Annotated in this window: 21 protein-coding genes and 1 pseudogene; 4 read left to right on the top strand and 18 right to left on the bottom strand. The window is 61.9% G+C overall.

The annotated features are described in order from the left end of the window. Positions 1 to 13: 13 nt before the first annotated feature. Both GN300_RS29885 and GN300_RS07770 read right to left on the bottom strand, forming a co-directional pair. A pseudogene (locus GN300_RS29885) lies at positions 14 to 106 on the bottom strand (SDR family oxidoreductase); the annotation flags it as partial. 51 nt (positions 107 to 157) lie between these two features. Beyond that, a complete protein-coding gene (locus GN300_RS07770) occupies positions 158 to 400 on the bottom strand; it encodes a hypothetical protein (RefSeq protein ID WP_063315584.1) in 243 nt (80 codons plus the stop codon). 176 nt (positions 401 to 576) lie between these two features. Between GN300_RS07770 and GN300_RS07765 the strand changes: the two genes are divergently transcribed. After that, the gene (locus GN300_RS07765; protein ID WP_063315585.1) at positions 577 to 1,191 is read left to right on the top strand and encodes a TetR/AcrR family transcriptional regulator; all 615 of its coding nucleotides are present in this window, start codon (positions 577 to 579) and stop codon (positions 1,189 to 1,191) included. Positions 1,192 to 1,284: 93 nt separating this feature from the next. Here GN300_RS07765 and GN300_RS07760 read toward each other — a convergent pair whose 3' ends face one another. The 4 genes from GN300_RS07760 to GN300_RS07745 all read right to left on the bottom strand — a co-directional run bounded on the left by GN300_RS07760 (position 1,285) and on the right by GN300_RS07745 (position 4,823). Continuing rightward, positions 1,285 to 1,728 carry a hypothetical protein gene (locus GN300_RS07760; RefSeq protein ID WP_232329933.1) on the bottom strand — a complete coding sequence of 148 codons (444 nt, stop codon included), beginning with the start codon at positions 1,726 to 1,728 and terminating at the stop codon, positions 1,285 to 1,287. A gap of 21 nt (positions 1,729 to 1,749) precedes the next feature. Further along, positions 1,750 to 2,418: a FadR/GntR family transcriptional regulator gene (locus tag GN300_RS07755; RefSeq protein WP_003939850.1), complete on the bottom strand. Its 669-nt coding sequence runs from the start codon at positions 2,416 to 2,418 to the stop codon at positions 1,750 to 1,752. A 102-nt stretch (positions 2,419 to 2,520) separates the two neighbouring features. After that, on the bottom strand, positions 2,521 to 3,726 hold the full coding sequence (locus tag GN300_RS07750) for an MFS transporter (protein ID WP_063316023.1): 1,206 nt from the start codon (positions 3,724 to 3,726) through the stop codon (positions 2,521 to 2,523). Between the two features lie 122 nt (positions 3,727 to 3,848). Continuing rightward, positions 3,849 to 4,823, bottom strand: a complete 975-nt coding sequence (locus GN300_RS07745; RefSeq protein WP_063315586.1) for a YafY family protein — start codon at positions 4,821 to 4,823, stop codon at positions 3,849 to 3,851. A 102-nt stretch (positions 4,824 to 4,925) separates the two neighbouring features. Here GN300_RS07745 and GN300_RS07740 point away from each other — a divergent pair, with 102 nt between their 5' ends. Further along, on the top strand, positions 4,926 to 5,393 hold the full coding sequence (locus GN300_RS07740) for a VOC family protein (protein WP_063315587.1): 468 nt from the start codon (positions 4,926 to 4,928) through the stop codon (positions 5,391 to 5,393). 88 nt (positions 5,394 to 5,481) lie between these two features. Here the strand turns inward: GN300_RS07740 and GN300_RS07735 are convergent, their stop codons facing one another. The 11 genes from GN300_RS07735 to GN300_RS07685 all read right to left on the bottom strand — a co-directional run bounded on the left by GN300_RS07735 (position 5,482) and on the right by GN300_RS07685 (position 20,219). Next, complete coding sequence (locus tag GN300_RS07735) at positions 5,482 to 6,015, bottom strand: GNAT family N-acetyltransferase (protein ID WP_007729791.1); 534 nt, start codon at positions 6,013 to 6,015, stop codon at positions 5,482 to 5,484. A gap of 763 nt (positions 6,016 to 6,778) precedes the next feature. Further along, the gene (gene aztD / locus GN300_RS07730; RefSeq protein WP_007729787.1) at positions 6,779 to 8,026 is read right to left on the bottom strand and encodes a zinc metallochaperone AztD; all 1,248 of its coding nucleotides are present in this window, start codon (positions 8,024 to 8,026) and stop codon (positions 6,779 to 6,781) included. A gap of 62 nt (positions 8,027 to 8,088) precedes the next feature. Further along, positions 8,089 to 9,333 (bottom strand): benzoate/H(+) symporter BenE family transporter, encoded by a 1,245-nt coding sequence (locus tag GN300_RS07725; RefSeq protein WP_063315588.1) that lies wholly within the window; start codon positions 9,331 to 9,333, stop codon positions 8,089 to 8,091. Between the two features lie 4 nt (positions 9,334 to 9,337). Beyond that, entirely contained in the window at positions 9,338 to 12,040 is a 2,703-nt protein-coding gene (locus tag GN300_RS07720; protein WP_063315589.1) for a helix-turn-helix transcriptional regulator, read from the bottom strand. Further along, positions 12,037 to 13,422: an aromatic acid/H+ symport family MFS transporter gene (locus GN300_RS07715; RefSeq protein WP_047271892.1), complete on the bottom strand. Its 1,386-nt coding sequence runs from the start codon at positions 13,420 to 13,422 to the stop codon at positions 12,037 to 12,039. Before GN300_RS07715 ends, GN300_RS07720 begins: the two co-directional genes overlap by 4 nt. Before the next feature lie 44 nt (positions 13,423 to 13,466). Then, entirely contained in the window at positions 13,467 to 14,249 is a 783-nt protein-coding gene (locus tag GN300_RS07710) for a 1,6-dihydroxycyclohexa-2,4-diene-1-carboxylate dehydrogenase (RefSeq protein WP_007729779.1), read from the bottom strand. Beyond that, entirely contained in the window at positions 14,246 to 15,799 is a 1,554-nt protein-coding gene (benC, locus tag GN300_RS07705; protein ID WP_063315590.1) for a benzoate 1,2-dioxygenase electron transfer component BenC, read from the bottom strand. The genes GN300_RS07710 and benC overlap by 4 nt, the downstream gene beginning before the upstream one ends. Before the next feature lie 31 nt (positions 15,800 to 15,830). Continuing rightward, a complete protein-coding gene (gene benB, locus GN300_RS07700; protein WP_003939939.1) occupies positions 15,831 to 16,340 on the bottom strand; it encodes a benzoate 1,2-dioxygenase small subunit in 510 nt (169 codons plus the stop codon). Between the two features lie 11 nt (positions 16,341 to 16,351). Then, on the bottom strand, positions 16,352 to 17,749 hold the full coding sequence (gene benA / locus GN300_RS07695) for a benzoate 1,2-dioxygenase large subunit (RefSeq protein ID WP_042447174.1): 1,398 nt from the start codon (positions 17,747 to 17,749) through the stop codon (positions 16,352 to 16,354). A gap of 260 nt (positions 17,750 to 18,009) precedes the next feature. Further along, complete coding sequence (locus GN300_RS07690; protein ID WP_003939685.1) at positions 18,010 to 19,638, bottom strand: 4-hydroxyphenylacetate 3-hydroxylase family protein; 1,629 nt, start codon at positions 19,636 to 19,638, stop codon at positions 18,010 to 18,012. Between the two features lie 11 nt (positions 19,639 to 19,649). Continuing rightward, entirely contained in the window at positions 19,650 to 20,219 is a 570-nt protein-coding gene (locus GN300_RS07685; protein WP_007729773.1) for a flavin reductase family protein, read from the bottom strand. A gap of 273 nt (positions 20,220 to 20,492) precedes the next feature. On the opposite strand from GN300_RS07685, the gene GN300_RS07680 reads away from it, so the two are divergent. Then, positions 20,493 to 21,431, top strand: a complete 939-nt coding sequence (locus GN300_RS07680; protein ID WP_042447172.1) for an AraC family transcriptional regulator — start codon at positions 20,493 to 20,495, stop codon at positions 21,429 to 21,431. Here the strand turns inward: GN300_RS07680 and GN300_RS07675 are convergent. Further along, positions 21,428 to 22,198 carry an IclR family transcriptional regulator gene (locus GN300_RS07675; protein WP_003939932.1) on the bottom strand — a complete coding sequence of 257 codons (771 nt, stop codon included), beginning with the start codon at positions 22,196 to 22,198 and terminating at the stop codon, positions 21,428 to 21,430. The two genes, GN300_RS07680 and GN300_RS07675, sit on opposite strands and share 4 nt — an antisense overlap. Before the next feature lie 199 nt (positions 22,199 to 22,397). Here GN300_RS07675 and catA point away from each other — a divergent pair, with 199 nt between their 5' ends. Next, complete coding sequence (catA, locus tag GN300_RS07670) at positions 22,398 to 23,237, top strand: catechol 1,2-dioxygenase (protein ID WP_003940427.1); 840 nt, start codon at positions 22,398 to 22,400, stop codon at positions 23,235 to 23,237. Position 23,238 lies beyond the last annotated feature (1 nt).

Below are 23,238 nucleotides of genomic sequence, written 5' to 3'. Positions count from 1 at the left end.
CATCGATGCCGTTCATCGCGGTGGCGGTTTCCCCCGGCGCGACGAGATTGACGCGCACTCCGTGTAGTGCGAAGTAGAGGGTGAGGATACGACTCGGCGCCGCCAATGCGGCCTTGCTGGAGAAGCAGATTGCACCGTCGGTGATGGGGACTGTGTCTCAGCCTCGAATTCGATCCCCGTGAATTCGGTCGACGTTCGCGTCGATGACGATCAACCGTCGGTCTCCACGGTGTAGCGAAGTTGCGCTGCGCCCGTCGAGTAGTCGAGTGCTGTCCTTGGCGAACAGATTTCGTGCGGCGATCACGTGATACTCGACCTGTTTGACCGCTTCGACCTTCCATGTCGAATCGGTGGCCGCGCTGTGGCTGAGACCCAGTTTGAATGAAGCGGCACTACGCATGTCGATCCCCCTAGACGGTGTGAAAGAGCGTTCGCGAGCTGTGTCAGCAGTACGGCGGTACTTCAGTGAACGAAATGAACTTTCGAGGAGAACAGTAGGACATTCGCATAGTGATCGCTACAAGAGTAGAATAGATCACATTTGGATCGGTAGATGCTGCGGAATTGGGAGGTTGCATGGCCGGGGTGCCGGGACAAGGGCGGAAGTTCGACGTAGACGCGGCCTTGGACAAGGCGATGTACGCCTTCTGGGAGCACGGCTACGAGGGGACATCCGTTGCCATGTTGACTGCTGCGATGCAGATCAATCCACCGAGTCTCTACAGCGCTTTCGGCGGCAAGGAAGGAGTGTTCTTTGCCGCCGTCGATCACTACAACGCGACTCGCGGCGACTTCATGGACCGGGCGTTCGCCGAAGAGCGCGAGGCATCCGAATTGATTCGCCGCCTCTTGAACGACGCGGCGTCCCATTACACCGACGAGTCTTGTCCGGGTGGTTGTCTGATCATCAGCGCGGCGGTCAGCGTGACCGACGCCAACAGTCACATAGCAAACCGATTGCGCGACATGCGAAATGCCAACGTGGTATTGCTGTCGCAGAGGATCGCAGCCGATATCGCCAACGGACTCTTGCCCGCTGACTCCGATCCCGAGGACCTTGCCGAGTTCATCGGCGTAGTCATCCAAGGCATGTCTCAGCGCGCCCGAGACGGTGCAACACAGAGGCAATTGGAACTTGTAGCGAACAGGTCTTTCGACTCGCTGAACTTCTCGAAAGACCTCATCGGCTGAACAGATTTCAGTTGTTGGTCGTGGGTCGAGCTGGATTGGGTGATGGAGAGCATCGAGGTCGGTCCTAGTGACCTTCTATCCCAATATAATTCGTCACTGACCGTGATGGCTGTCGGTTCGTTGAAGGAAGGGGCGGGGCCAGGCGCCGAGTGCAAGGACGGCGAGGGTTGTCTGGACGAGTCCGGTGGTGAAGAAGATGCCCTGCAGCGGCGACCAGGCCAGGATCATGGCTATCTCGACGAAGATCCAGGTCATCATCGTCAGGCCGGCGGCGGCGTGCAGGCCCCACGTCAGACGGAACCTGTTGTGCTGAGCGAAGAGCGCGGCGGCCTGGATGCCTCCGACGACAACGCCGAGGAGGATTCCGGGCCAGAAATATGAAGGGAAGACGGTTCCCTCGATCCACTCAGGAGGCAGGCCCATCCCGCCGCCGATCGTCAGGCCCGCCATTCCTACGAGCGCTGAGAGCAGGTTTAGCCACGCGATGGCGGACAGACCGATCCGGAGACCCCGTGGAGGGAGCGATGTGGACGTCATGCCTGACAACGATAGAGAGGGTCAGTCGAGCCCGTCCATGTTCCTGCGCGTTGCCGCGCTGGCAGCGTCGGCATCACCCGCGACGATGGCTTCTACTAGATCTCGGTGGGCAGCGGCTTCGTCGTCGATCGATTCGGGGTCTCGCGCCGCGACGTCGGTGATCACGTCCAGGGCCGAGTTGCGGAGCGTTTCGATGAATGAATCGAACACCATCGACAACACGCTGTTGTGCGCAGCATTCACCACGGCGCGATGTAGTTCCATGTCAGCGTCGACAAATTCTGTTGGTGTCGAGGCATTTTCACGGGCTTCGAGTGCTGCCTGTAACAGATCGACGTCGGCCGAAGTTCGGCGCATGGCAGCCAGGCGGCCCGCTTCCACTTCCAGGAGTCTGCGTACTTCGTAGACTTCGCGGCGGTCCGAGCGTTTGAGTTCTCGCTCGAGTTCTGTGACCGGTGTCGAGGACATGACGTAGGTGCCGGACCCTTGATGCGAGTAGAGCTGGCCCGACGCAATCAGTGCGCGAACGGCCTCTCTGCCGGTCGAACGCCCGACTCCGAGGAGTGTGCTCAGATCCTGTTCGTTCGGGATTTTGGTCCCGACCGGCCACTCGCCGTCGCCGATGAGGCGCGCAAGTTCGTCCGCGGCTTTCTGTACCAGCGACTGCTGCTTGATCTGGCGCACTGCCATGTGACTGCTCCTGACTGACTCGGTGAACCGCAATGGAGCGGCTCACCGAGTAATACTTCATGTCCTCCGATGAATCTTCAGACTACGGGGCCGTCTTATGGTTTATCGAAGGGCGATGACGTCCAGTTCGCGCTCCGTCTCGTCTTCCGGGTCGAGGCGTCGATCGCGCAAGGTGAATGCGATGACGGCGCCGACGAACAGCGCTGCAGTTGTCGCCCCGATCGCCATGCGCGGTCCGAAGTGATCTGCCAGGTAGCCGAACAGCGGAGATGCGATGCCCCCCACGGACATCGCGAGTCCGAGCGTCACCCCACTTGCTGTGCCGGGGCGATTCGGTAGGTAGTCCTGCGCCAATGTCACCTGTGGCGCGAAGGGCAGGAACATAGCAAATCCGAGACAGACGATTCCCAATTCGGCAACTGCTACGTGCGGGGCGGCAGCGAGCAGTGCCAGTGAAGGTACCGCAAGCAGGTAGCCGAGTCGGATGGATGCGCGTCGACCACGACGGTCCGCGAGGACTCCTCCCAGTAGCGTTCCGGCCGCTCCCGCCAATGTGAAGGAGGACAACACGATTGCAGCGCTCGAGGACGATCCGTTCAGTGCGTTGAGCACGAACGGTGAGACCAACGACAGTGTGGTCACATACGGAATTGACCAACAGACCGTTACCAGCACGAGTCGTGTGAACGAGCGCCAATCGTCTGACACGGGACCGTTCGCGGCCAGTTGCGCACTCAACGACTGGGCTGACTCGGCCGCACCCGTGTTGACCGATCGCGACTGGGCGACCATCCACCAAATAGCCGCCACTGCTGCAGGAACCGCGAGTAGATAGCCGCCGGACAAACCGAGTGAGCCAACCACGAGCGTGACAAACGGTGGCGCCAGCGAGGCGCCCAACGTACCGCCCACGGAGAACACGCTCATGGCTTTCTGTGAATGACCTCCAGCCGCGCGTGCCAAATTTGTGGCGGGAGGATGGTATGCGGCGATGCCGATGCCGGCCACGGCAATTGCCAGCCAAGTGACGATGTAGGTGGTGCTCATCGCTGCCACGACAATGCCTGCTGCGGCCGTCACAAAACCTGTGGGTACCAGCCAGTTTCGGCTCTTTCGATCGACCAGCATGCCGAATGCAGGTTGCACGACACTGGATAGTCCGGTCGCGGCGAGCGTGATTCCGGCGACCGCGGAATAGGAATATCCGCGTTCGAGCATCATGAACGGCAACAGCGCAGGCACAGCCCCCTGGTACAGATCGTTCACGACGTGTGTGCCGGTGAGAAATGCAACTTGCCCCTTCTTCATCTCCTTGGGCATCCCTTCGTTCAGGTCTTCAAGTCCTCAGGTCCTCTGAGGAATTGAAAGCTATCACGAACCCGCGGGCGCACGGTTGCGTTGGAGACCTGGATCTCATTCGAGACGACTGACTAACTCTCAGCAGTCGCGGCGTTGCGGGCGGCGAGTTGCGCGAAAGCGTGGGTAAGTTCTGGCGGGCCGACGACATCGATGTCGGTGTCGAATCGGTTGAAGGAGGCTGCCAGCGCCGTCCAAGACCATGATCCGGCTTCGAGACTGCACTGCTCGGGGCCAAGGTCTTCGACGATGCCGTCCCCGACAAAGGGAAGAACATAACTGGCTGGTCGATGGAGAACGACCTTGCCGTGGCACGGCCAATTGTTGATATGTTCCGATCCTTTGAAGCGCGCGGACACGTATTCGCTGACGTCGCCGCCGGGGATTTCCTTCGGCGTGAACCGGGGACCGTTCGGGGTGCGTGGGGTGATGCGATCGGCGCGGAAGATTCGCCAGTCGTCTCGCGCGAGATCCCACGCGACGAGGTACCAGCGACGCTTGGAGGTCACCAGATGATGCGGCTCCACTCGGCGCGGGGGTGTTATTTCGCTGTTGTCGGTTGAGTGGTCGTTCGAGTAATCGAAGCGGAACACCTCGCGAGCGCGGACTGCAGCGGAAATCGCTACGAGCACCTCTGGGGACACGGAGTCTGCGTCGCCGGAACCGGCCGAAATCGTGGTGAACGTGAGCGCGTCGAGGCGATGGCGCAGACGCGACGGCATCACTTGCCGCACAGTGGTCAACGCTCGAACCGCATCCTCTTCGATACCGACGCCGGTCAGCGTCGCCGCCTGCAGCGCAACTGCCAGTGCGATGACCTGATCGTCGTCGAACAGCAGGGGTGGCAGCTCGCTGCCGGCGTCGAGTCGGTATCCGCCGTCCGGGCCCATGGTCGCCGCAATGCGGTAACCCATCTCCCTGAGCCGGTCGATATCGCGGCGGACAGTGCGATGGCTGATGTCGAGCCGCTCGGCGAGTAGAGCGCCCGGCCAGTCGCGTCTCGTCTGCAAGAGGGACAGCAGATTCAAGAGTCGAGTGGTGGTCGCCATGCGGTGAGACTACGACGAGTCTAGGACGAAAACAGTCCTATACGGCTGTGAGAGTCGACGTTGTCAGGGAAAACCCGAGCGACGTTCGTACCAGGAGCAGACATGAGCATCAAGACAACGACCCACCTCAACTTCCGCGGAGACGCCCGCGAGGCTCTGGAGTTCTACCAGTCCGTCTTCGGTGGCCAGGTCACGATCGCAACCTACGGCGACTTCGGGATGCCCAAGGAGGTGCCCGGCGCTGAGAACGTCGTGTTCGGCCAGGTGGAGACAGAGGACGGCTTCTGTGTGATGGCATACGACATCCCTGGACAGTCGGGCGGCTCGGCCGGCAACGCAGGCTCGACACACCGCGAGAACGGCACCACGATCACTGACCAACCGTTCTTCGTCTCGGTTCGCGGTGAAACCCTCGAAGAGGTGCAGAACTACTGGGCCAAACTCTCTGCTGGTGCATCGATCATCGAGGGTCTTGCCGCCGCGGCGTGGAGCCCCGGTTTCGGCATGCTCACCGATGCGTTCGGGGTGACGTGGATCCTCGACGTCGCTGCCGGCGAAAACCCGGCCTAGCTACTCCCCGTGCTGCGGCGCGCGTTCCGAGTCACCGCGTCGCAGCACCTTCGTCATTGCGGCATCGAGTCCTGTGTCGCCGAGGCAGTCACAGTGCCTTTGTCGTGAACAGCAGGTCCCCGTGGATTTCGTGAGGCTCCGCATGGTCGGTCGCCACGAATACGAGTTTTTCCAGCACACGGCGAGAAGCGCCGTTCCAGTCACGGACCGTGGCCCACAGACGTCGATAGCCTGATGCCTGCGCCCATTGGATTACCGCCCATGAGGCCTCAGTCGCATATCCCTGACACCATGCCCTACGGAGAAATTCGAATGCCAGTTCAGGCTCTCCGTCAGGTCCGTGCTCAGTCTCGATCAGGCCGCAGTAGCCGATGACGTCATGGGATCCTTTACGCTCCACCGCCAGTAGACCGGGTTGGTGTGAGCGACTGCGAATCTGGTCCTCGATGTCTCCGATGGAGGGTCGACCATCGGAATCGATCCGACGATGCGGTGGGACACGAGGATCGCGCTCACCCCAGAGCTCCCGCAAGACAACGGCATCGGGCACACGGAACGGTCGCAGAAGCAGTCGGTCGGTCTCTAGCGAATTCTCCCGTTCGGACTGTGAAAGGGCGTCCATGTCATGGACACTATCGGTGCGGATCACCTGCGGGCCGCGACGTACCAAATCGCGATGATCAACAAGGTTGCGGCCGAGGAGTATGCGAGGAAACCTCCCATATCGAGCCAGTTGGCCTCCCCGAACGGGCCCGGCTGTATCGGTGACGTCTCGACTGCGCGACTGCCTCGCCGTGAAAGGTGGATCCACCACACCACAGAGTTGCCGAGGCCCCATGTCAGCAGTAGCCATCGGAGTGCCCTGTCGGCAGAGGGACGGTCATAGCTGCTTTGGCGCATGATCGAGTGTCCACCCTCCGGTAGGAAAACCACGCGTTTTCGGTTATTGCAGATTCGGCGGTCGACATCGTGGACCTCGACCGTCACGGACCGAGGTCCGACCCCGGACACGACGAAGCCGCCGGACACCTGCAGGTGTCCAGCGGCTCCAGCGCGTCGGTGCCCGTCTTGCGCCTCTCGGCAAGTGGCCACTCGAAGTGGCAATTCTGGGGTGGTACCCGGGGCAAAGAACCGAACACCGACACCATCTCCAACGAACCTCCACACGGAGTTATTCCATGCTGACTTGTGCCGCGGTCAATCGTGGTCCTGCTCATCGCTCAGCTCCAGCAGAGCTGGCGACAACGGCTTCGATTCTCTGAGGTGCGCCTCGTAGCACCTCGAGGATTGCCTGGGTATCGAGATTCCCTGGTCAGTAGGCGAAGGACGAGAACGGCTTCGGCCCCCATCTCGGTGTGAGATGGGGGCCGAAGCGAGGGTGGGAATCAGCCGGTGACACCGGTCAATTCGTTGGGGGCGTGATCGAGAGTGGTCTCGGTCAGGATGCTGCCGTCCTCGAGGTCGACTGCGATCAGCTTCTTCGACGCTGGGTCGGTGACGTAAGCGGTGTGATCTTCTACGAAGAGCGCGGGCCTGGGCTCTTGCCATTTGGTGGGCTCGGTCCATGCGTCTATGACGGCGATCTTCTTGGTGACGACGCCGGTGTTCGGGTCGATGACGTGGATGGCGCCGTCGGTGCCGAGCACCAGTGCCTCTCCGTGTGGTCCGCGGCCGAGTGAGCGGAAGGTGTAGCTGGTGCCGAGGTCGACGAGCTTGAGTTCGGACGTGGTCGTGTTGGTCAGCGAGACCCGTTGCGGACGTTCGAGTTCGGCGTCCTTGTCAGTCTTGTAGTCACCCAGGACGATGTCCGACTCCTCTGAGCCTGCCTGATTTCCGATGCGGCCGTATGCATCCGGACTCTGGACCTTGGTGATCGCTCCGTTCTTGTACACGAGCAACCCGTCCTGGCAGCCCAGCACGATGGCTTCGCCGGCAGCGACTGCTTCGCCGTGGACACCGGGGCACTGTTCGTTGCGCAGGATTTCCTTGCGGTCGGCATCGAGGATGGCAATGCCGTTGCGGGACTCCGAATTTCCGATGGTCGTCAACAGGCTGCCGTCGGCAAGTGCGACCGCAACGCCGTGATGGGGTTCTGGCGTGGTGTACGTCTCGACGCGGGGTTGGCGTTTTGCCAACTGCGCCGGATCGAAGATCTCGACGAGTCCCGAGCCGTCGTTGAAGAGAACGGTTTTTCCGGCATGGCGTACGACGTGTCCGGGCTCGTTGGCTGCGAACTCGACCTCGGACATCGCGGGATCGGCTGTGTAGTAATGAGAATGATCACCGTGAGCCGAAGACCACGTGCCGGTGTCGAGCACCTTGAATGCTTCGCCGGCAGAGATCATGACGTGGCGACCGTCGCCGGCCGGGTTGAGTCGGGTGAAGCCGTCGATCTCGGTCTCGCCGACCACGTCGAGGGAAGTTGCATCCAGCACCAGGACGCCGCCGTCGTACGACACGGCGAGACGTGGTGTTGCCGAGGCCTGTTCGGTTGGTGCGGCCGACGTCGTGGTCGTGGTTTCGGACTGGGCGGAGTCCTTGTTGTCGGACGAGCAACCCGTAACGAGGGCGAGTGAGAGGCCTACTGATGTGGCAAGGGTGAGGCGCCGCGACATGCGGGTGTTGAGGTGCATGGGTATAGATCTACTGCTTAATGTAAATGATTGTCAAAGTCGAGTATGCGAATATTCGCATGTCAGGTGTAGTCGGCTCGTTCGAGCATGCGCGAGGCGATGACCCCGAAGACGAGTCCCCAGAAAGCGGCTCCGATATTGAGTAGTTCGATGTCGGAGATCGTCACGAGGAACGCGATCAAAGCGCCGAAGGTGAATTTCCCGCCGAATGCGGTCACGAAGGCTCCCTGTAAGGCCTTGAGCATGGCCAGACCACCCAGAGTGACGATGAATGCCGTCGGAGTTCCCAACATCATCGCGACGAAAGTCTGGGCGAACAGTCCGAAGACGACGGCGAGTAAGCCGCAGAAGATTCCGGCGGTGTATTGGCGTGTCCGCTCTCCCGACGCCGTGAGCAATGCGTTCGTCGGCCCGGTAAGGCACGTCGAGACACAACCCACCGCCGCGTTCACGAGAGAGAACACACCGCAGGCAACCGTTGCTGCCCCGATCGGCGGTTGATGACCCGCTGCGCGGAGGACTGCGATTCCTTGGCCGTTCTGCACGACGACGACTGTGATCGCCAGCGGTACAACCAGTTCGATCATCGCCTGCCAAGACCAGGTTGGCGGGGTCAGCATCGGATGCGCCAGCCACTCGTGCGCGTCGCCGGCGGAGTTGAATCTTCCGGCCGCGAGTATCACGACCACGCCGACGATCAACGCGCCGAGAACGGGCGGAACGAATCTTCCCAGCTTGGCGAACACGCTCAGAGCGACAAAGGTGGCGATCATCGGCAGGGCGATCACCGCGTCGTGGGCGGGCGCTTCGACCAAATCCGTTCCGAAATGAAGGAAAACGCCTGCCACCATTGCCATTACGATGGGCAAGGGTAATGCGGCCATGATCGGTGTGACCCACCCTGTCAATCCCAACAGCAAGATCAGGGCGCCGGTCGCGAAGAACGCTCCGAGCACTTGCTCCCACGGCAGATGCTCCAACGACGCTCCGACGACAACGGTTCCGGGAATCGTCCAGAAGAAGGCCAGCGGCTGCCGGTACAGCCAGGAAGCCGTGATGGTGAGAATTCCGTTGACGAAGAAGGCACCGAAAAGCCAAGAGGCCAATTGAGCTTGACTCAGTCCACCCGCCAACCCCGCAGCGAGAATGACCGCCACCGGCCCGGTGGCCGAGAAGACGATGCCGATGATTCCGTTGGCAATGGACGTTCCGCCGAAGTCGCGCAAGACCCGCTTCGGGCCGTAGAGCGGTTGGGGGAGTGGCTCGGTGACGACGCGAACGGGCGCGGTCGTCGTAGTGTCCGGCATGTTCTCAGTTCTCCTGATGCGGATCCGAAAGCCCTCGGTCGCGGAACAAAGCCGCGAGTTCGCTCCGTGATCGCAGTCCGAGTTTCGCGTACGCGCGCGTGAGGTGATATTGAATGGTCTTGACGGAGAGGAACAATTCGCCGGCAGCTTCCTTGTTGGACTTGCCCGCTGCGACAAGGTCGGCGACGGCTCGTTCTTGCGGGGTCAGGTCGGTGATTCCCTTCTCCGTCCGCGAGAGGTTCAACCCGCCCGCGCGGAGTTCGCGCTCGCAGCGCTCGACGTAAGTAGCGGCGCCCAACGAGTGATACAGCTCGCGGGCGGCGCGGAGGACGACGTCGGCCTCCGCGCGTTTCCCGGCCCGGCGGAGAGTTTGGCCGTAGGCAAAATTGATTCGGGCTCGGTCGTAGGGGAGCGGCAGCGTCTCGATGCCGAGTAGTGCAGCATCGAAACTTTCTCTTGCCGAGTCGAGTTCGCCCCGTGCGCCGTGGATCCGGCCGCGAACGTAGCCGAGACGTGCCGCAGCTGAGCGGTGCTCCCGACGTCGTGCGGTCTGCTCGTGTGGTTGCAGAAAGGCGTCGGCATCATCAGCTCGCCCGACCATGACCAATGCATTGGCGTAGAGATCGACCCACGGCCAGAAGCCCGGCTCGTCGAGCCATTGTTGCGCCTTGCTCGAGGTGAGCGGAGCCAGCGCCACCAGAACTTCGGCGTAGTCGGCGGCGGCCTCGGCAACCTGGGCCCTGGCGAGAAGTGCAGGAACATACATGATTTCGTAGGCGTGAATGCCGGCGTACGCACGTCGCACATGGTCACGGGCCAGTTCCCAGTTGCCGCGCAGAGCGTGAATCTGTGCTCCCGACCAGTGGACCAACGGCCGGATGATCTCGATCTCGAACCGATCCACCTCGGCACCGGCGCCCTCGACGGTCGAGAGCGCTTCGTCCCAGGCGCCGAGAGCGAATTGAGTGCGGGCGAGCCAGGCCTGTGCCCACAGTGAGATTCTTGCCGAACCACTGGAAAACTCTGTGGACACCGCGCTTTCGAGGTCGCGTCTGGCGGACTCCGGGTGGTCCAACGCAAGCTCGAGCCATCCGCGTCCCATCTGGAAGCGCTGTGCTTGGGCTCCGGGGCGGACACGATCGGAGAGTTCGGCGTATGCCGCGAGCGCATTCTCGGTTCTTCCGGTAGCACCGAGCCCGAGACCCTTGATCGCTTCGGACTCCACTGCTGCGGGATCAGAAGGGCCCACCAATTCGACTGCGCGGTCAACCCACTCGACGAGCGCCGTGCCATCGAGCCGAGCCAGAGAATGCAGGACCATTCGTTGGGCGATCATCGCAGCGATGCCTGGCTCACGATCCACGCTGCAGCTGTCCCACGCTCTGGTCAGAAGATCGGCGGCCTCGGTCGGTCGCCCTCTATGGATGGCGAGGTAGCCGAGGACGGCGTCGCGGAGAGGCCCGCGCGAAATACTCTCGATCTCCGGCACGAAGACCATGGCGCGGGGGATGTCACCCGATCCGGTCAGCGCGTCGACTCCGCGGAGCAGTCGGTCCTCGTGTTCGGTTCGGGCCGTGGTGAGACGGCTTGCCGTGACCATGGCGTCGGCGACTTCCGACCACGCGCCGTCGGATGCTCGTAGTGATGCGTACGCAACGAGTTCGGCGGCGAGGTCCTCGTCATGGGTGGTGCTGGCAGCGGCAAGGTGGAAAAGCCGTTCACCTTCTCCCCAAGCGATCTCGGCTGCGCGTGTGTGCAGCAGATGCAAGTGCGCGGGTCCCAACGCCCCGCGCACTGCGGCCGTGACCATCGTGCTGCTCAGTGACACCTCGGTGCTGCCGTGCTGCTCGTGGACAGAAAGGAGGCCGCTGGCGAAGGCGCTGTCCAAGGCGCCGACCACGTCGTCGATTTCGGCCAGCTGAGCAAGATGCGACAACGTCGTGCTGCGCCCGACAACTGCTGCGGCTTCGATCAACGTTAGTGCTCCCGCCGAACACGTAGCGAGGGCGGCGGCGATCGATACTGCACGATGGCGAGGGACGGGCAAAGTTCGGTGCCACTGGGTCCAATAGGTAGGTGGCAGCTCGTCGAGAAGCGAGACGATGTCGAGTGTGTTGCCCGCGGTGAAGTCCTGAAGGGCAAGCGCGACGCCGGAGCTGAGGTCGATTCCGCTTCGCATGCGCGCGATGTCGATGATGACGGGTGCGTCGATCGGGCTGATGTGCAATCGCGTCGACCAGTGCAGGTCGAGAATCTGCCTGACATCCTCGCGCAGGAACGGCGTTTCCTCGGCGACGAGGACGAACAGCAGTGGTGCCGTTCGGCCTCGATGGAGGGCGGAGGTGATTGCCTGAAGCGAGCTGACATCGCTGTGATGGGCATCGTCGACGACGATCAGGGTCAGTTGCTCCGCTGCGTCGACGATCTCGTGTGCAACGGCGACCGGGTCCGAGTTGGAAACCGGACGTTCGAGTAGTTGATCGATCACTCCGAAGGCAGTGTTCGATTCCCACTCCAGCCCACGAGCGCGGCGGAGCGTATGAGCGGAAGAGATTTCGGCGAACCGGTCGACGAGAGTGGACTTACCGCTACCGGCATCGCCCTCGACCAGCACGAGAGTCGGCACTCCTGTCTCTGCCGCGGCCAAGGCTCGGCCGAGAACGGCGAGCTCGCGTTCTCGGCCGAGCAACAGGTCACGAAGTGTCACCCGACTACCGTAACGCCGGGCTCACCACGGGTTTCCTTTTCGGCACGGTCTCCATCGGATCGAAGTGCAGTGGCACCCAGGTCGGGTGCTTGCTTCGGCACGAAGAAGGTGACGATGGCGCCAATCACCGCGATGCCGGCGAAGACGTAGAACGCCGATTCGGAACTGATTCCGGCGCTGATCAAACTTCCGCCGATCAGTGGCCCGAATATCCCGCCCAGACGTCCGAATCCGGCGCACCACGCGACACCTGCGGCCCGAGCGGCCGTCGAATAGTAGTTGGACACGAATCCGTAGATCAGAACCTGAGTACCGATGGTTCCGACACCCGCGATGGCAACGGAGGCGAGGAGTACGGGAAGCGGGAACCCGAATGTGAACAGGAGCAGGGCGAGTGCGGCCAGGCCGAAGGTGGTTGCGACAACCCGCTGTGGACCGGTGACGTCCGCGATCTTGGAGGCGAGAAGTCCACCGATGATGGCACCGCCGTTGAGTACCAACAGGAACGAGAGCGAACCCTTCGCGTTGTATCCCGCGTTTTCCATGATCTTGGGCAGCCAGGTGTTCAGTCCGTAGGTCAGGAGGAGGCCGGCGAAGCTCATGAGGCCGAGAAGCGCGGTGCCCCAGACATATTGTCTGCTCGCCAACGCTCGGAAGCCGACCTTCTCAGCTACGGCGTCGTTGGGTCGATCTGTACCGGCAGGCAATGGAATTCCGGTTTTCGAGGAAATGGCGCGAGCTTCGTCGACACGTCCGCGAGCAATCAGCCACGCGGGAGACTCGGGCAGTTTGAACCAGGCGAGTGGGAACAGGAACACCAATGGCAGGGCGCCGACGAGGAACAGTCCGCGCCATCCGATGGAATCACGGAGAACGATCGCCAGGACGGAAGCCATGACGCCACCGGCCGGGACACCGCTGTAGACGATGGCGTTGAACAGATTGCGGCGTCCCGGCGGCGCGAACTCGGCAATCATGGCTCCGGCGGTGGCGACAAGCCCACCGACTCCGATGCCGGTGAAGAACCGCAGCAGACCGAAGGTGGTGATGCTGGTGGCGAACGCTGCCAGTGCCATTCCGACCGAGAACCAGATGATGTTGACCAGCATCATCTTTCGGCGACCGAAGTGATCGCCGATAGCTCCACACGTCAGTGCGCCGACCATCACTCCGACGAGTGCATACGAACCCAACGCGCCGGCCTGAGATGCGGTCAAGGTGCCGATATGGCTGGGGTCGTCCATGAGTACGGGCAGGATCGTGCCGTACACGACCAGGTCGTATCCGTCGAACAGAATGGCAATGGCGGCGATGGTGACCACCCACAACACTGACGAGCGATGGCGGGCACTGGCCCAGGAACCACGTTCGATCGAGGACATGGCGAATCTCCGTTCGAGAGATCAGGAATCGGGGGAGGCTGGATTCAGCCGAGGTCGCCACCGGCGACGGGCAGAACCGTTCCGGTGACATACGAAGCCTCTTCGGAGGCAAGGAAAGTGATAGCAGCAGCCTGTTCGTCCAGGGTGCCGTAACGCTTGAGTAGCGACGAGTCGACGGTCTGGTCGACGATCTGCTGGTACCAGGCCTTCTCCTCGTCGGTCTCGGCACCCGGCCCGCGTGCCACGACGCGTGGTGGCGCCTCGGTTCCGCCGGGAGCGGTTGCCACGACGCGTATTCCGTACTGTGCGACTTCCATCGCCAGTGCAGCGGTGATCGCGCTGACCCCGCCCTTGGCCGCCGCGTAAGGAACACGGTTGACACCGCGGGTGGCGACCGAGGAGACGTTGACGATGGTGCCGCTCGCCTGCTCGATCAGATGGGGCAGTACGGCGCGACACGTCCAGAGCGTGGGGAACAGTGATCGTGTGACCTCGGCTTGTATCTGCTGCGGCGTGTAGTGCTCGTAGGGTTTGGCCCAGATGGTCCCACCGACGTTGTTGATCAGGACGTCGATGCGTCCGAAGCGCTCCAATGCGGAATCTATTGCATTCTGGGCACCTTCGAACGTCTCGAGGTCCGCGGTCACCGAATGGGAACGCTCCAGCGGTGTCGCGATGTCGTGAACCAGTTCAGCTCGATCCACAAGCGCGACGGAACCACCTTCTGCGGAGACTCTTTCGGCAACGCTGCGCCCGATCCCCTGAGCCGCTCCGGTGACGACCACGACCCGGTCGTCGAACCGGCCGGCGAAGAATCTCGTGCTCACGACGCCACACTTTCCCGAGCGTCGGTGATTGCGCGGTGCATCGTCGACTTGGCGTGTTCGCTGTGCTGGACGATCAGATCACGGGCCGCGGCGCGATCATTCTGCTCGAATGCACTCACGATACGTGAGTGATCCTCCGCGACATGTTCGTCCACCCAATCGGCGGTGCGGAGCACTCGGTTCATCAGTTGTGTGACCTCGAGACGGTGGTATGCCTGCAGCAGCACTTCGTTTCCGGTGCAGCGGAAGAGGAAGTCGTGGAACAGGGCATTGGTTTCGGTGAATGCCGCTGCGTCCGTGAAGTGATCGCGGTCGATGGAAGCAGCCGAGTTCTCCGCCAGAATGCGGTACTCCGTCAACTGTGCCGGAGTGAGGCGGCCGATCGTGAGTTCCATTGCTCCGAGTTCGAGGGCCATCCGAGCGTCGAACTGTGCGTCCGACTCCGTGACCGGCAGATGTTCTTCACCGATCTCGTACGTGCCGGCAGCTGATTCTTCGGCCGAGGCTGCCGGTGAATCAGCCGGTGCTGCCGCATTGTTGAACTTTTCGAAGTAGAAGTTCGTGGGTGTGATCGATACGTCCTTGAAGTGCAGACGTACGGCTTCGACCATCGGCGGCGGGCCGCACAGGTAGACGTCTACGTTGCCGTCGTCGAGGTGATCGGGCTCGATCAAGCCCGTGACATAGCCCTTGTTCGGTGCTGTGCTGTCGGGATCGGATACGCAGTAGTCGAAGGTGAACTGGGGTAGAGACTTCGCGTAGTCGTGCAGTTTGTCGAGTTCGACGAGATCGGTGTTGGAGCTGACGCCGTAGACCAGATGGACGGGCCGAGTGGAGCTTTCGGTACGCATCTTCTCCAGTATGGAGAGCAGCGGGGCCAAGCCGGTTCCACCGGCAAGCAGTAGGGCTCTCCGTTGACCTGACCGGAGGAAGAAGCTACCCATCGGTCCGGTCAATTCGAGAGTGTCGCCTACCTGCGCACGCTGACTGAGATACTCGGACATCAGACCACCCGGGGTGATCTTGACCAGGAACGACGCCGACGCGACCTCAGGGCCGGAGCTGAACGAGTACGACCGCGTCGCTTCGGTTCCGGGAACGAGGATGTTCACGTACTGACCGGGGAGGAAGACCAGATCTGCGCGGTTGTCGACTGCGACGGTGAAACCCACCGTGGAATCCGAATGGCGAATGATCTCGGTGATGGTGGACGTGTACGAACCGGCAGTGGTCTTGGCGACCGCCGACGTGGTGGGAATCTGCAGCACGAGATCAGATTCCGGCACCATCTGGCACGGAAGGCAGTATCCCTGCTCGGCCTCGTCGTCCGTCAGGGCCTCCTCGATGTAGTCGCCGGCGTCGAAAGTACCTGACTCACAGAGTGATTTGCAGGTGCCACATGCTCCGTCGCGGCAGTCGAGCGGAATGTTGATTCGTGCGCGGTACGATGCGTCCGCGACGGTCTCGTCGGTGTTGCATTCGACGAAGCGGGTGATGCCGTCTTCGAAACTCAGGGCTACTTGAAAGGTCGGCGCAGCTTGAATGCTCATGGGAAACAGCTCGATTCGAAGGGAAGTCGTGTCAGAAGTGGTAGATGTCGACCACGTGATGGATGTAGTCGTTCTTGAGGACTACCTTCTTCTTCATGATCAACGGCTGCTCGCCCGAGAAGTCGATCGTGTAGTGCGAGGTGCCGAAGTAGGTGTCGACTGTGTTGTAGCGGAAGTACAGCGTGAACCAATTGAAGCGGACGTCGACGACGAAGCCGCGTTCTTCGATCACTTCCACGTTGGTGATGTTGTGACCGGTGCGGGGCTCGGGAAGGCTTGTCGCGCTGGAACGGTCAGTCCTGATTCGGAACACGCGGTCCTCGATACCGCCGCGATTCGGGTAGTAGATCAGGGAGATCTCTGCGGCCGGGTCCGTGGTCAGCTCGCCGTCGTCCGCCCATGCGGGCATCCAGTACTCGGAATCGGGGTGGTAGCACTCGATCCACTTCTCGAACTCGCGATCGTCCAGATAGCGAGCCTCACGGTAGAGAAACTGCTGCACTGTTTCGAGGGCGACGGCATTGGTGGTGGTGACAGTCATGGTGATCGTCCTCAGATGGTCCGGTTGGAAGCGGCTTGCTCGGCATCTACGGCCGCAAGCATGGCGTCGCGCCAGTACCCGTGCTGAATGGGATACAAGCCTTCGTCCTCGGTCTTGGCTCCGCTCGAGAGCACGCGATTCATGCCGAGATCCTTCGCGACGTCGTTCGGACCGGGAATCTGGTGTGTGACGCCACGGCTGAGGTCGTTCCACGGGGCGCCGGCTGCCTGGTAGGTCTTCTGGCAGGAACGGAACTCTTCGAGATCGTCCGGGGTGGCCATACCGCTGGCATTGAAGAAGTCCTCGTACTGACGGATGCGGTTGCTGCGCGCTTCGGCGCTCTCTCCCTTGGGCGCGATGCAGTAGATGGTGACTTCGGTCTGGTCCACGGAGATCGGACGGAAGTGCCGGATCTGGCTGCTGAATTGATCCATGAGGTAGACGTTCGGATACAGGCAGAGGTTTCTCGACGCACCGACCATGAATTCGGCCTTCTTGGAACCGAACTGAGCCTCCAGTTCTGCTTTGCGTTCGAACAGGGGTCGGTCCTCGGGATTGCCCCACCACATCCAGAGCAGGAGGTGGCCGTAGTCGTAGGAGAAGTATCCACCGCCCTGCTTCCCCCAGGTGCCGGCGTCCATGGCTTTGGTCTCGTTGGACGATTCACCGGCGGTGCGGCGAGCGGTGGTAGCGGCGTAGTTCCAGTGCGTCGAAGACACGTGGTAGCCGTCGGCACCGTTCTCGGTCTGCAACTTCCAGTTGCCGTCGTAGGTGTAGGTGGATGCACCGCGCAGAACTTCGAGTCCGTCAGGTGACTGATCGACGATCATGTCGATGACCTTCGTGGTGTCACCGAGGTGCTCTTCGAGTGGCAGCACGTCGGGGTTGAGGCTGCCGAAGAGGAAGCCGCGATAGTTCTCGAACCGCGCCACCCGGGTCAGGTCGTGTGAGCCGTCTTTGTTGAACTGCTCCGGATAGCCACCGGTGCGAGCGTCCTTGGCCTTGAGGAGTTTTCCGCTGTTGTTGAAGGTCCAGCCGTGGAACGGGCAGGTGAAGGTGGTTCGGTTGTCGGTCTTACGGCGACAGAGCATCGCACCGCGGTGGCTGCATGCGTTGATCAGCGCACCCAATTCGCCGTCCTTGTTGCGGGTGATCACGATGGGCTGACGGCCCATGTAGGTGGTGAAGTAGTCGCCGACGTTCGGGATCTGGCTCTCGTGCGCGAGGTAGATCCAATTGCCTTCGAAGATGTGCGTCATCTCGAGTTCGAACAGTTGCTCGTCCGTGAAGACGCTGCGCCGCACCTGGTAGCGGCCGGTCTCCGGGTCCTCGACGAGCGCGTCGTCGAGGGCGGCGCGGATGTTCGCGAACTGGTCGGTGCCGCGGGCAGCATCCAACATATCCGTCATGGGTGTCCTCCAGATAAGAGTGGGCGCCTACCGAGAAAGCCGAGGGCTGTCGGACCAAATCGGTGGGACCCGCTTTCCGGACGGGGCTGCGTCCGGTACTGAATTCACCTTGACATCGTGTGTCTCGGGTCACACTAGGCAATTGCCTAGTCCTGACCAAGGGTGCAGTGTTCGTCGAATTCTGCTGATGGGCCATGCCTGCTGAAGACGACGAGCAGGGCGGACTCGACATCGCGAGTCCGCCCTACCTGCCGAGGGGATTACCGGTTCTTGAAGAACGAGACGTCGTCGTTGCCGATGAGGTCAGGGACCGTCCAGCCGTCGAGGTCGTATTCACTCAAGCACTGCTCGGCCAGTCCCTTCATGGAACTTGCGTGTCCACGATTCTGGGCTGCGAACAGCAGTTCGGCTTTGACGTTCTCGTGATTGCCGGAGTAGTTGCGCTCGTAGAGTTCGTGTCGGCCGCCGAACTCGGTCCCGATCGAATCCCACAGCGCCTTCATGACTTTCACGCGGTCGACGGCGGTGATGCCGTCGGAACCGCGAACGTACTTGTCGAGGTACGGACGCACGTCCGGGCTCTTGAAGTCGAGTGAACTCGAAGGCAGGTAGATCAAGCCCGACGCGACGTCCTGTTCGATGATCTCCTTGATCCGCGGGTACCCCTGGATCATGAACATTCGATAGGTGAGGCCGTACTCGAGCTTCGGGATCACCGAATCGCCGACCCACTGTTCGGGATCGCGTGCCATCGATTCGGTCAACGACCAGAAGAGGTTTCGCCACCCGATCACCTCACCGACACGGGTCTGGACTCCGCGGAAGCCGCCGGCGCCGGTGGCTTCGAGTGCCTTCATCAACAGTCCGGCGATGAAGTCGAGCTTGACGGCCAGGCGAGTGCAGCCCTGAAAGGTGAAGCGCGGCAGGAAGCCTGATTGAGGGAAGAATGCGTTGATCCGGTCGACGTCGCCGTACATGAAGACGTTTTCCCACGGAACCAACACCTTGTCGAAGACGAAGATGGTGTCGTTCTCGTCCATGCGACTCGACAGCGGATAATCGAACGGACTGCCCATCACCGCAGCATGTTCGGTGTACGAGGTGCGGCAGATCAGCTTCACACCCGGCGCGTCCATCGGTACCGTGCAGATCAGGGCGAACTGCTTCTTCTTGATCGGCAGACCGTAGTGAGCGATGAAGTTGTAGTTCGTGATCGCCGATCCGGTGGCGACCACTTTGGCGCCGCTGACGATCAAACCTGCGTCGGTTTCCTTCTCCACCTTCATGAAGACGTCACCGACCTCGTCCGGTGGAAGTTGGCGATCCACCGGGGGATTGATGATCGCGTGGTTCCAGTACAGAACTTTCTCCTGCGATTCGCGGTACCAGCGTTCGGCGTTGTCCTGGAACGGTGCGTACAACTCCTTGTTGGCGTGGAGGGTGCCCAGGAAACTCGCCTTGTAGTCGGGGGAACGGCCCATCCAGCCGTAGGTCATACGAGCCCACGTCGCTATGGCATCGCGTTCCTTGAGCAGATCGGCCGACGACGTCGGAGTGCGGAAGAACGGCATGGTGACACCGCCGTTGCCCGTGTCCGTCGGAACGGTCAAGGCGTCCACGTGCTCGCCCGTATGCAGAGCGTCGTACAGCCTCGCGGTCATGCGGATCGGATTCCGGAACGCGGGGTGCGTCGTGACGTCCTTGACGCGATCACCGTGAAGCCAGATCTCGCGGCCGTCCTGCAGGCTCGAGATGTACTCGTCACCGGTCATCGGTCGGGTGGCGAAGTTCTTCGTACGGTTGGCTTCGCAGTCGGCGGCCGGATTGACCTGTGGCGCTCCGGAATCTGCGGGATCGACGCCGGTGGGAGGAATTTCGGTGGTCGTCATGGCAAAGCCTTTCAGATCGTTTGGGGTGCGGGCTGAAGATGAATCGGGGTGAACGAAGTGGTGGCGTCGAACCAGCCGCTGTGGGGGTCGTCCTGACTTCCGTTCCAGACTGTGGTCGACGAGGTAGCGCCTAGATCGTGAAAAGTGCTTCGGTAGAACAGAAGCGGATCCTTGCCACTCGACTGAGCGTCGACGATCTCGCCGATGAAGATGATGTGGTCACCGCCGTCGTACTCCCTCCACGGGACGCACGAGATGGTTGCTGCGGCGCCGTCGAGCAGGGGAGCGGTCGGTCCGTCGATCCACCTCGGTTCGGTGCGCTGCGGTCGGCCGGCAAAATGCATGGCCGTGTCCACTTGGTCGGAGGCAAGGATGTTGACCGCAAACGGCGCGTTGCCGAGGTAGCCGCACGCCTTGGACTTGCGAGTCATCGTGATCTGGCACAGCCGTGGTTCCAGGGAAATGGCCGTGAATGCGGTGACCGTGGCTCCGTGTGGTTGACCGTCGGCATTGGTACAGGTGATGACGGTGACGCCGCTCGCGAATTGACCGAAGATTCCTCGAAGCTGATTTTGTTCCATGACCGGACCTCCTTGTCGGATGGCGGTTGAGTGAGAGTGCCGCGAAGTGCGGGAGGGAAGTAGTGGGCGACTCGCGCCGGGAGTGAAGACGAACGTACGGCGGGCGCAGGCTTCGGTCGATCCGTACAGCGCGGTGGCTATCCGGATTGCGCACCCGATCGCGGCCCGTACCCGTTTTCTCTTGGAAGTGACCGGGGACACAGTGTTCAATGATGTTCAGCGCCCTTGCTCGGCAATGTGGCTGGTCACGGGTTTGGAAGGTGAAGAAGGACGATGGTCGACTCCATGATCGGTACTGCTCCCCGCGACTGGGACGAGGCGTGTCATGCGGTTTCGGACGCCTACTTTCCGCACACGCTGACGCCGTTGTCTCGGCATGCGGCCAGTGGAGTCGGGGTGTGCACCACCGAGTTGGGACCGCTGAGGATCGCTCATATTCGGTGGGGAGCAGACGTCGCCGTCGAATCCGATCATCCCGGTGCCTATGGGGTGAACATCCCGCTCTCGGGCGAGCTCGAGTCGGTGTTCGCGGGCTCGCACGTGCTCTCGACGCAGGGTGTTGCGACGGTATGTCCACCCGACATCACGACAAGAATTACGCGGTGGAGTGCGGACTGCGAGATCGTCGGAGTCCGGATGGACCGTCAGTACCTCGACCGTGAGATGGAAAAGGTTCTCGGTCGACCCGGAATGCACTTGCCTGATCAGGTGGATCTTCGGGGCGACGACGGAGCCAGATGGCTGAAATTTGTTCGCTCACTGTCGGATCAGATACTCGGCCCGGTCGGCGTGCTGCACAACGAACTGGTCGCAGGTCAGCTCTCCGGCGCCGTGGTCACGGCATTCGTCCTTGCCGCAATGCCCGAAAGCGAGGACGCGGTGCGACACGCCAGGCCACGCATCGTCAAGCGGGTGCTCGACGAGATGCACGACGACCCGGCCCGCGTGTGGACCGCAGCCGAGATGGCGGAGGTGGCGGGCGTCAGCGTACGGAGATTGCAGGAGGGATTTCGGCAGTACGTGGGCCGGAGTCCGTCGGAATGCCTGCTCGACATCCGTCTCGCGCGGGTCCATGCAGATCTGGTGGATGCCGACGACTCGACGACGGTCACCGATGTCGCTGTGAGATGGGGTTTCACGCACACCGGACGGTTCGCGTCGTCCTTTCGGCGTAAGTACGGATTGCTGCCTTCCGAGGTGTTGAGGCGCTAGCTTCGGTACCCCATGTCCGCGCTGAGTTGGTTCGCCTTCTCGACGAGGAAAGGCGCGACGTCGGCGCGGAAAGCTTCCGGGGATGTTCGTCCGGCCGAGGTCGAACACGCTGTCACTCCGACGACGCTTCCACCGGCGTCGCGGACGGGAGCAGCGAGGGAAATCAGGCCGTCTTCCAGTTCCTCCGATGTGAGCGCGTATCCCTGCTCGCGCACCACCCGGAGGGCGGTATGGAATGCGCCTTCGTCGGTGATCGTGGTGGGTGTGAGGGCGTCGAACGTGGAGTTCGCGATGACGTTGTCGACGATTTCGGTTGGCGCCCAAGCTAGCAGGGCTCGACCCATGGAGGTGGCATATGCAGGCACTCGGGTGCCGACGCTGACGTTGATGCTCATGATCCGCCGGACGGGTACACGCGCGGCGTAGACCACGTCGACACCGTCGAGCACCCCGAGCGACGCCGACTCGTGGGTGTGTTCTGCGATCTCCAACAGACGAGGGAGCGCCGCCTCTGTCAAAGCATGTGATGCCGAGAAGTGCTGCCCGATACTCAGAACGCGTGGGGTGAGCGACCACCGACTGTTGTTGCCGGTGACGTATCCGAGCTTCTGCAGCGTGAGGAGGATGCGCCGGACCGCGGGGCGGGAGAGACCCGTTTCGGCGGCAAGATCGGCGAGCGACGGGTTGGGGTTCTTCTCGTCGAAGGCCGTCAGCACAGCAAATCCACGCTCGATGCTCTGGATGTAATCGCGATCGTTCTCGCTCACGGAATGGCCTTTCATCTGCGGGTATGCCCGATCGACGCCTTCGAAGGTTGACAAACCTTGTGACTGGGCGCACAGTACAAGCGTACGCACAGCGTAACAGATGTACGCAGAGCGTACAACCCAAACTTGGGGAGCCGACGCAGCCCAGCAGTACGGCACCCACCCGGTAACAGCCACATACGGCCCCGAGGAGGACCACATGACCACTTCCGAGAGCCCCACCGCAGTAGGTTCGGGTACTGCCGCCACCGACAAGTTCCTCCAGGAACGAGTCAGCGCGGACACCCCGCCCGAACGCGTCTCGGCCATCGCCAAGGACGTGCTCGAGGCACTCGCAGGCGTCATCGACAAGCACGGCATCACCTACCCCGAGTACCGCGTCCTCAAGCAGTGGCTCATCGACATCGGCCAGTTCGGCGAGTGGCCCCTGTGGCTGGACGTCTTCCTCGAGCACAACGTCGAGGAGGTCGCGTACCGCGGCCAGCACGGCACCAAGGGAAGCATCGAGGGCCCGTACTACGTTGCCGATGCCAAGACGTTGCCTGCCAAGTGTGAACTTCCGATGCGTGACAACGAGGTTGGATCGAAGCTGGTCTTCGAGGGCCAGGTTCGCGATCTCGACGGCAAGGGGTTGGGCGGTGCAACCGTCGAACTCTGGCACGCGGACGACGAGGGCTACTACTCCCATTTCGCGCCGCACATCCCCGACGGCAACCTCCGCGGAACGATCGTCGCCGACGACGAGGGACGCTTCGAGATCACCACGATTCAGCCTGCGCCGTACCAGATCCCGACCGACGGCCCCACCGGCTGGTTCATCGAGAAGGCCGGCTGGCACCCGTGGCGTCCGGCTCACCTGCACCTCATGGTGAAGGCTCCCGGTAAGCGCACCATCACCACCCAGCTCTATTTCAAGGATGGAGAGTGGATCGAGAACGACGTGGCAACGGCGACGAAGCCCGAACTGATTCTCGATCCGAAGCCAGGTGCCGACGGAACCAACCGGGTCACATACGACTTCGTGCTCGATCCGGCCTGAT

This window comes from Rhodococcus sp. Ni2 (genome assembly GCF_021352185.1).
GTDB lineage: Bacteria > Actinomycetota > Actinomycetes > Mycobacteriales > Mycobacteriaceae > Rhodococcus_F > Rhodococcus_F qingshengii.
The sequence above is the reverse complement of the archived record's forward strand: the minus strand, read 5'-3'. Positions and strand labels throughout refer to the sequence as shown.

Excerpts from the sequence above, each read along its gene's own strand:
- GN300_RS07770 (WP_063315584.1), bottom strand. The coding sequence starts at position 400 with ATGCGTAGTGCCGCTTCATTCAAACTGGGTCTCAGCCACAGCGCGGCC.
- GN300_RS07765 (WP_063315585.1), top strand. The coding sequence starts at position 577 with ATGGCCGGGGTGCCGGGACAAGGGCGGAAGTTCGACGTAGACGCGGCC.
- GN300_RS07760 (WP_232329933.1), bottom strand. The coding sequence starts at position 1,728 with ATGACGTCCACATCGCTCCCTCCACGGGGTCTCCGGATCGGTCTGTCC.
- GN300_RS07755 (WP_003939850.1), bottom strand. The coding sequence starts at position 2,418 with ATGGCAGTGCGCCAGATCAAGCAGCAGTCGCTGGTACAGAAAGCCGCG.
- GN300_RS07750 (WP_063316023.1), bottom strand. The coding sequence starts at position 3,726 with ATGAAGAAGGGGCAAGTTGCATTTCTCACCGGCACACACGTCGTGAAC.
- GN300_RS07745 (WP_063315586.1), bottom strand. The coding sequence starts at position 4,823 with ATGGCGACCACCACTCGACTCTTGAATCTGCTGTCCCTCTTGCAGACG.
- GN300_RS07740 (WP_063315587.1), top strand. The coding sequence starts at position 4,926 with ATGAGCATCAAGACAACGACCCACCTCAACTTCCGCGGAGACGCCCGC.
- GN300_RS07735 (WP_007729791.1), bottom strand. The coding sequence starts at position 6,015 with ATGGACGCCCTTTCACAGTCCGAACGGGAGAATTCGCTAGAGACCGAC.
- aztD (WP_007729787.1), bottom strand. The coding sequence starts at position 8,026 with ATGCACCTCAACACCCGCATGTCGCGGCGCCTCACCCTTGCCACATCA.
- GN300_RS07725 (WP_063315588.1), bottom strand. The coding sequence starts at position 9,333 with ATGCCGGACACTACGACGACCGCGCCCGTTCGCGTCGTCACCGAGCCA.
- GN300_RS07715 (WP_047271892.1), bottom strand. The coding sequence starts at position 13,422 with ATGTCCTCGATCGAACGTGGTTCCTGGGCCAGTGCCCGCCATCGCTCG.
- benC (WP_063315590.1), bottom strand. The coding sequence starts at position 15,799 with ATGAGCATTCAAGCTGCGCCGACCTTTCAAGTAGCCCTGAGTTTCGAA.
- benB (WP_003939939.1), bottom strand. The coding sequence starts at position 16,340 with ATGACTGTCACCACCACCAATGCCGTCGCCCTCGAAACAGTGCAGCAG.
- benA (WP_042447174.1), bottom strand. The coding sequence starts at position 17,749 with ATGACGGATATGTTGGATGCTGCCCGCGGCACCGACCAGTTCGCGAAC.
- GN300_RS07690 (WP_003939685.1), bottom strand. The coding sequence starts at position 19,638 with ATGACGACCACCGAAATTCCTCCCACCGGCGTCGATCCCGCAGATTCC.
- GN300_RS07685 (WP_007729773.1), bottom strand. The coding sequence starts at position 20,219 with ATGGAACAAAATCAGCTTCGAGGAATCTTCGGTCAATTCGCGAGCGGC.
- GN300_RS07680 (WP_042447172.1), top strand. The coding sequence starts at position 20,493 with ATGGTCGACTCCATGATCGGTACTGCTCCCCGCGACTGGGACGAGGCG.
- catA (WP_003940427.1), top strand. The coding sequence starts at position 22,398 with ATGACCACTTCCGAGAGCCCCACCGCAGTAGGTTCGGGTACTGCCGCC.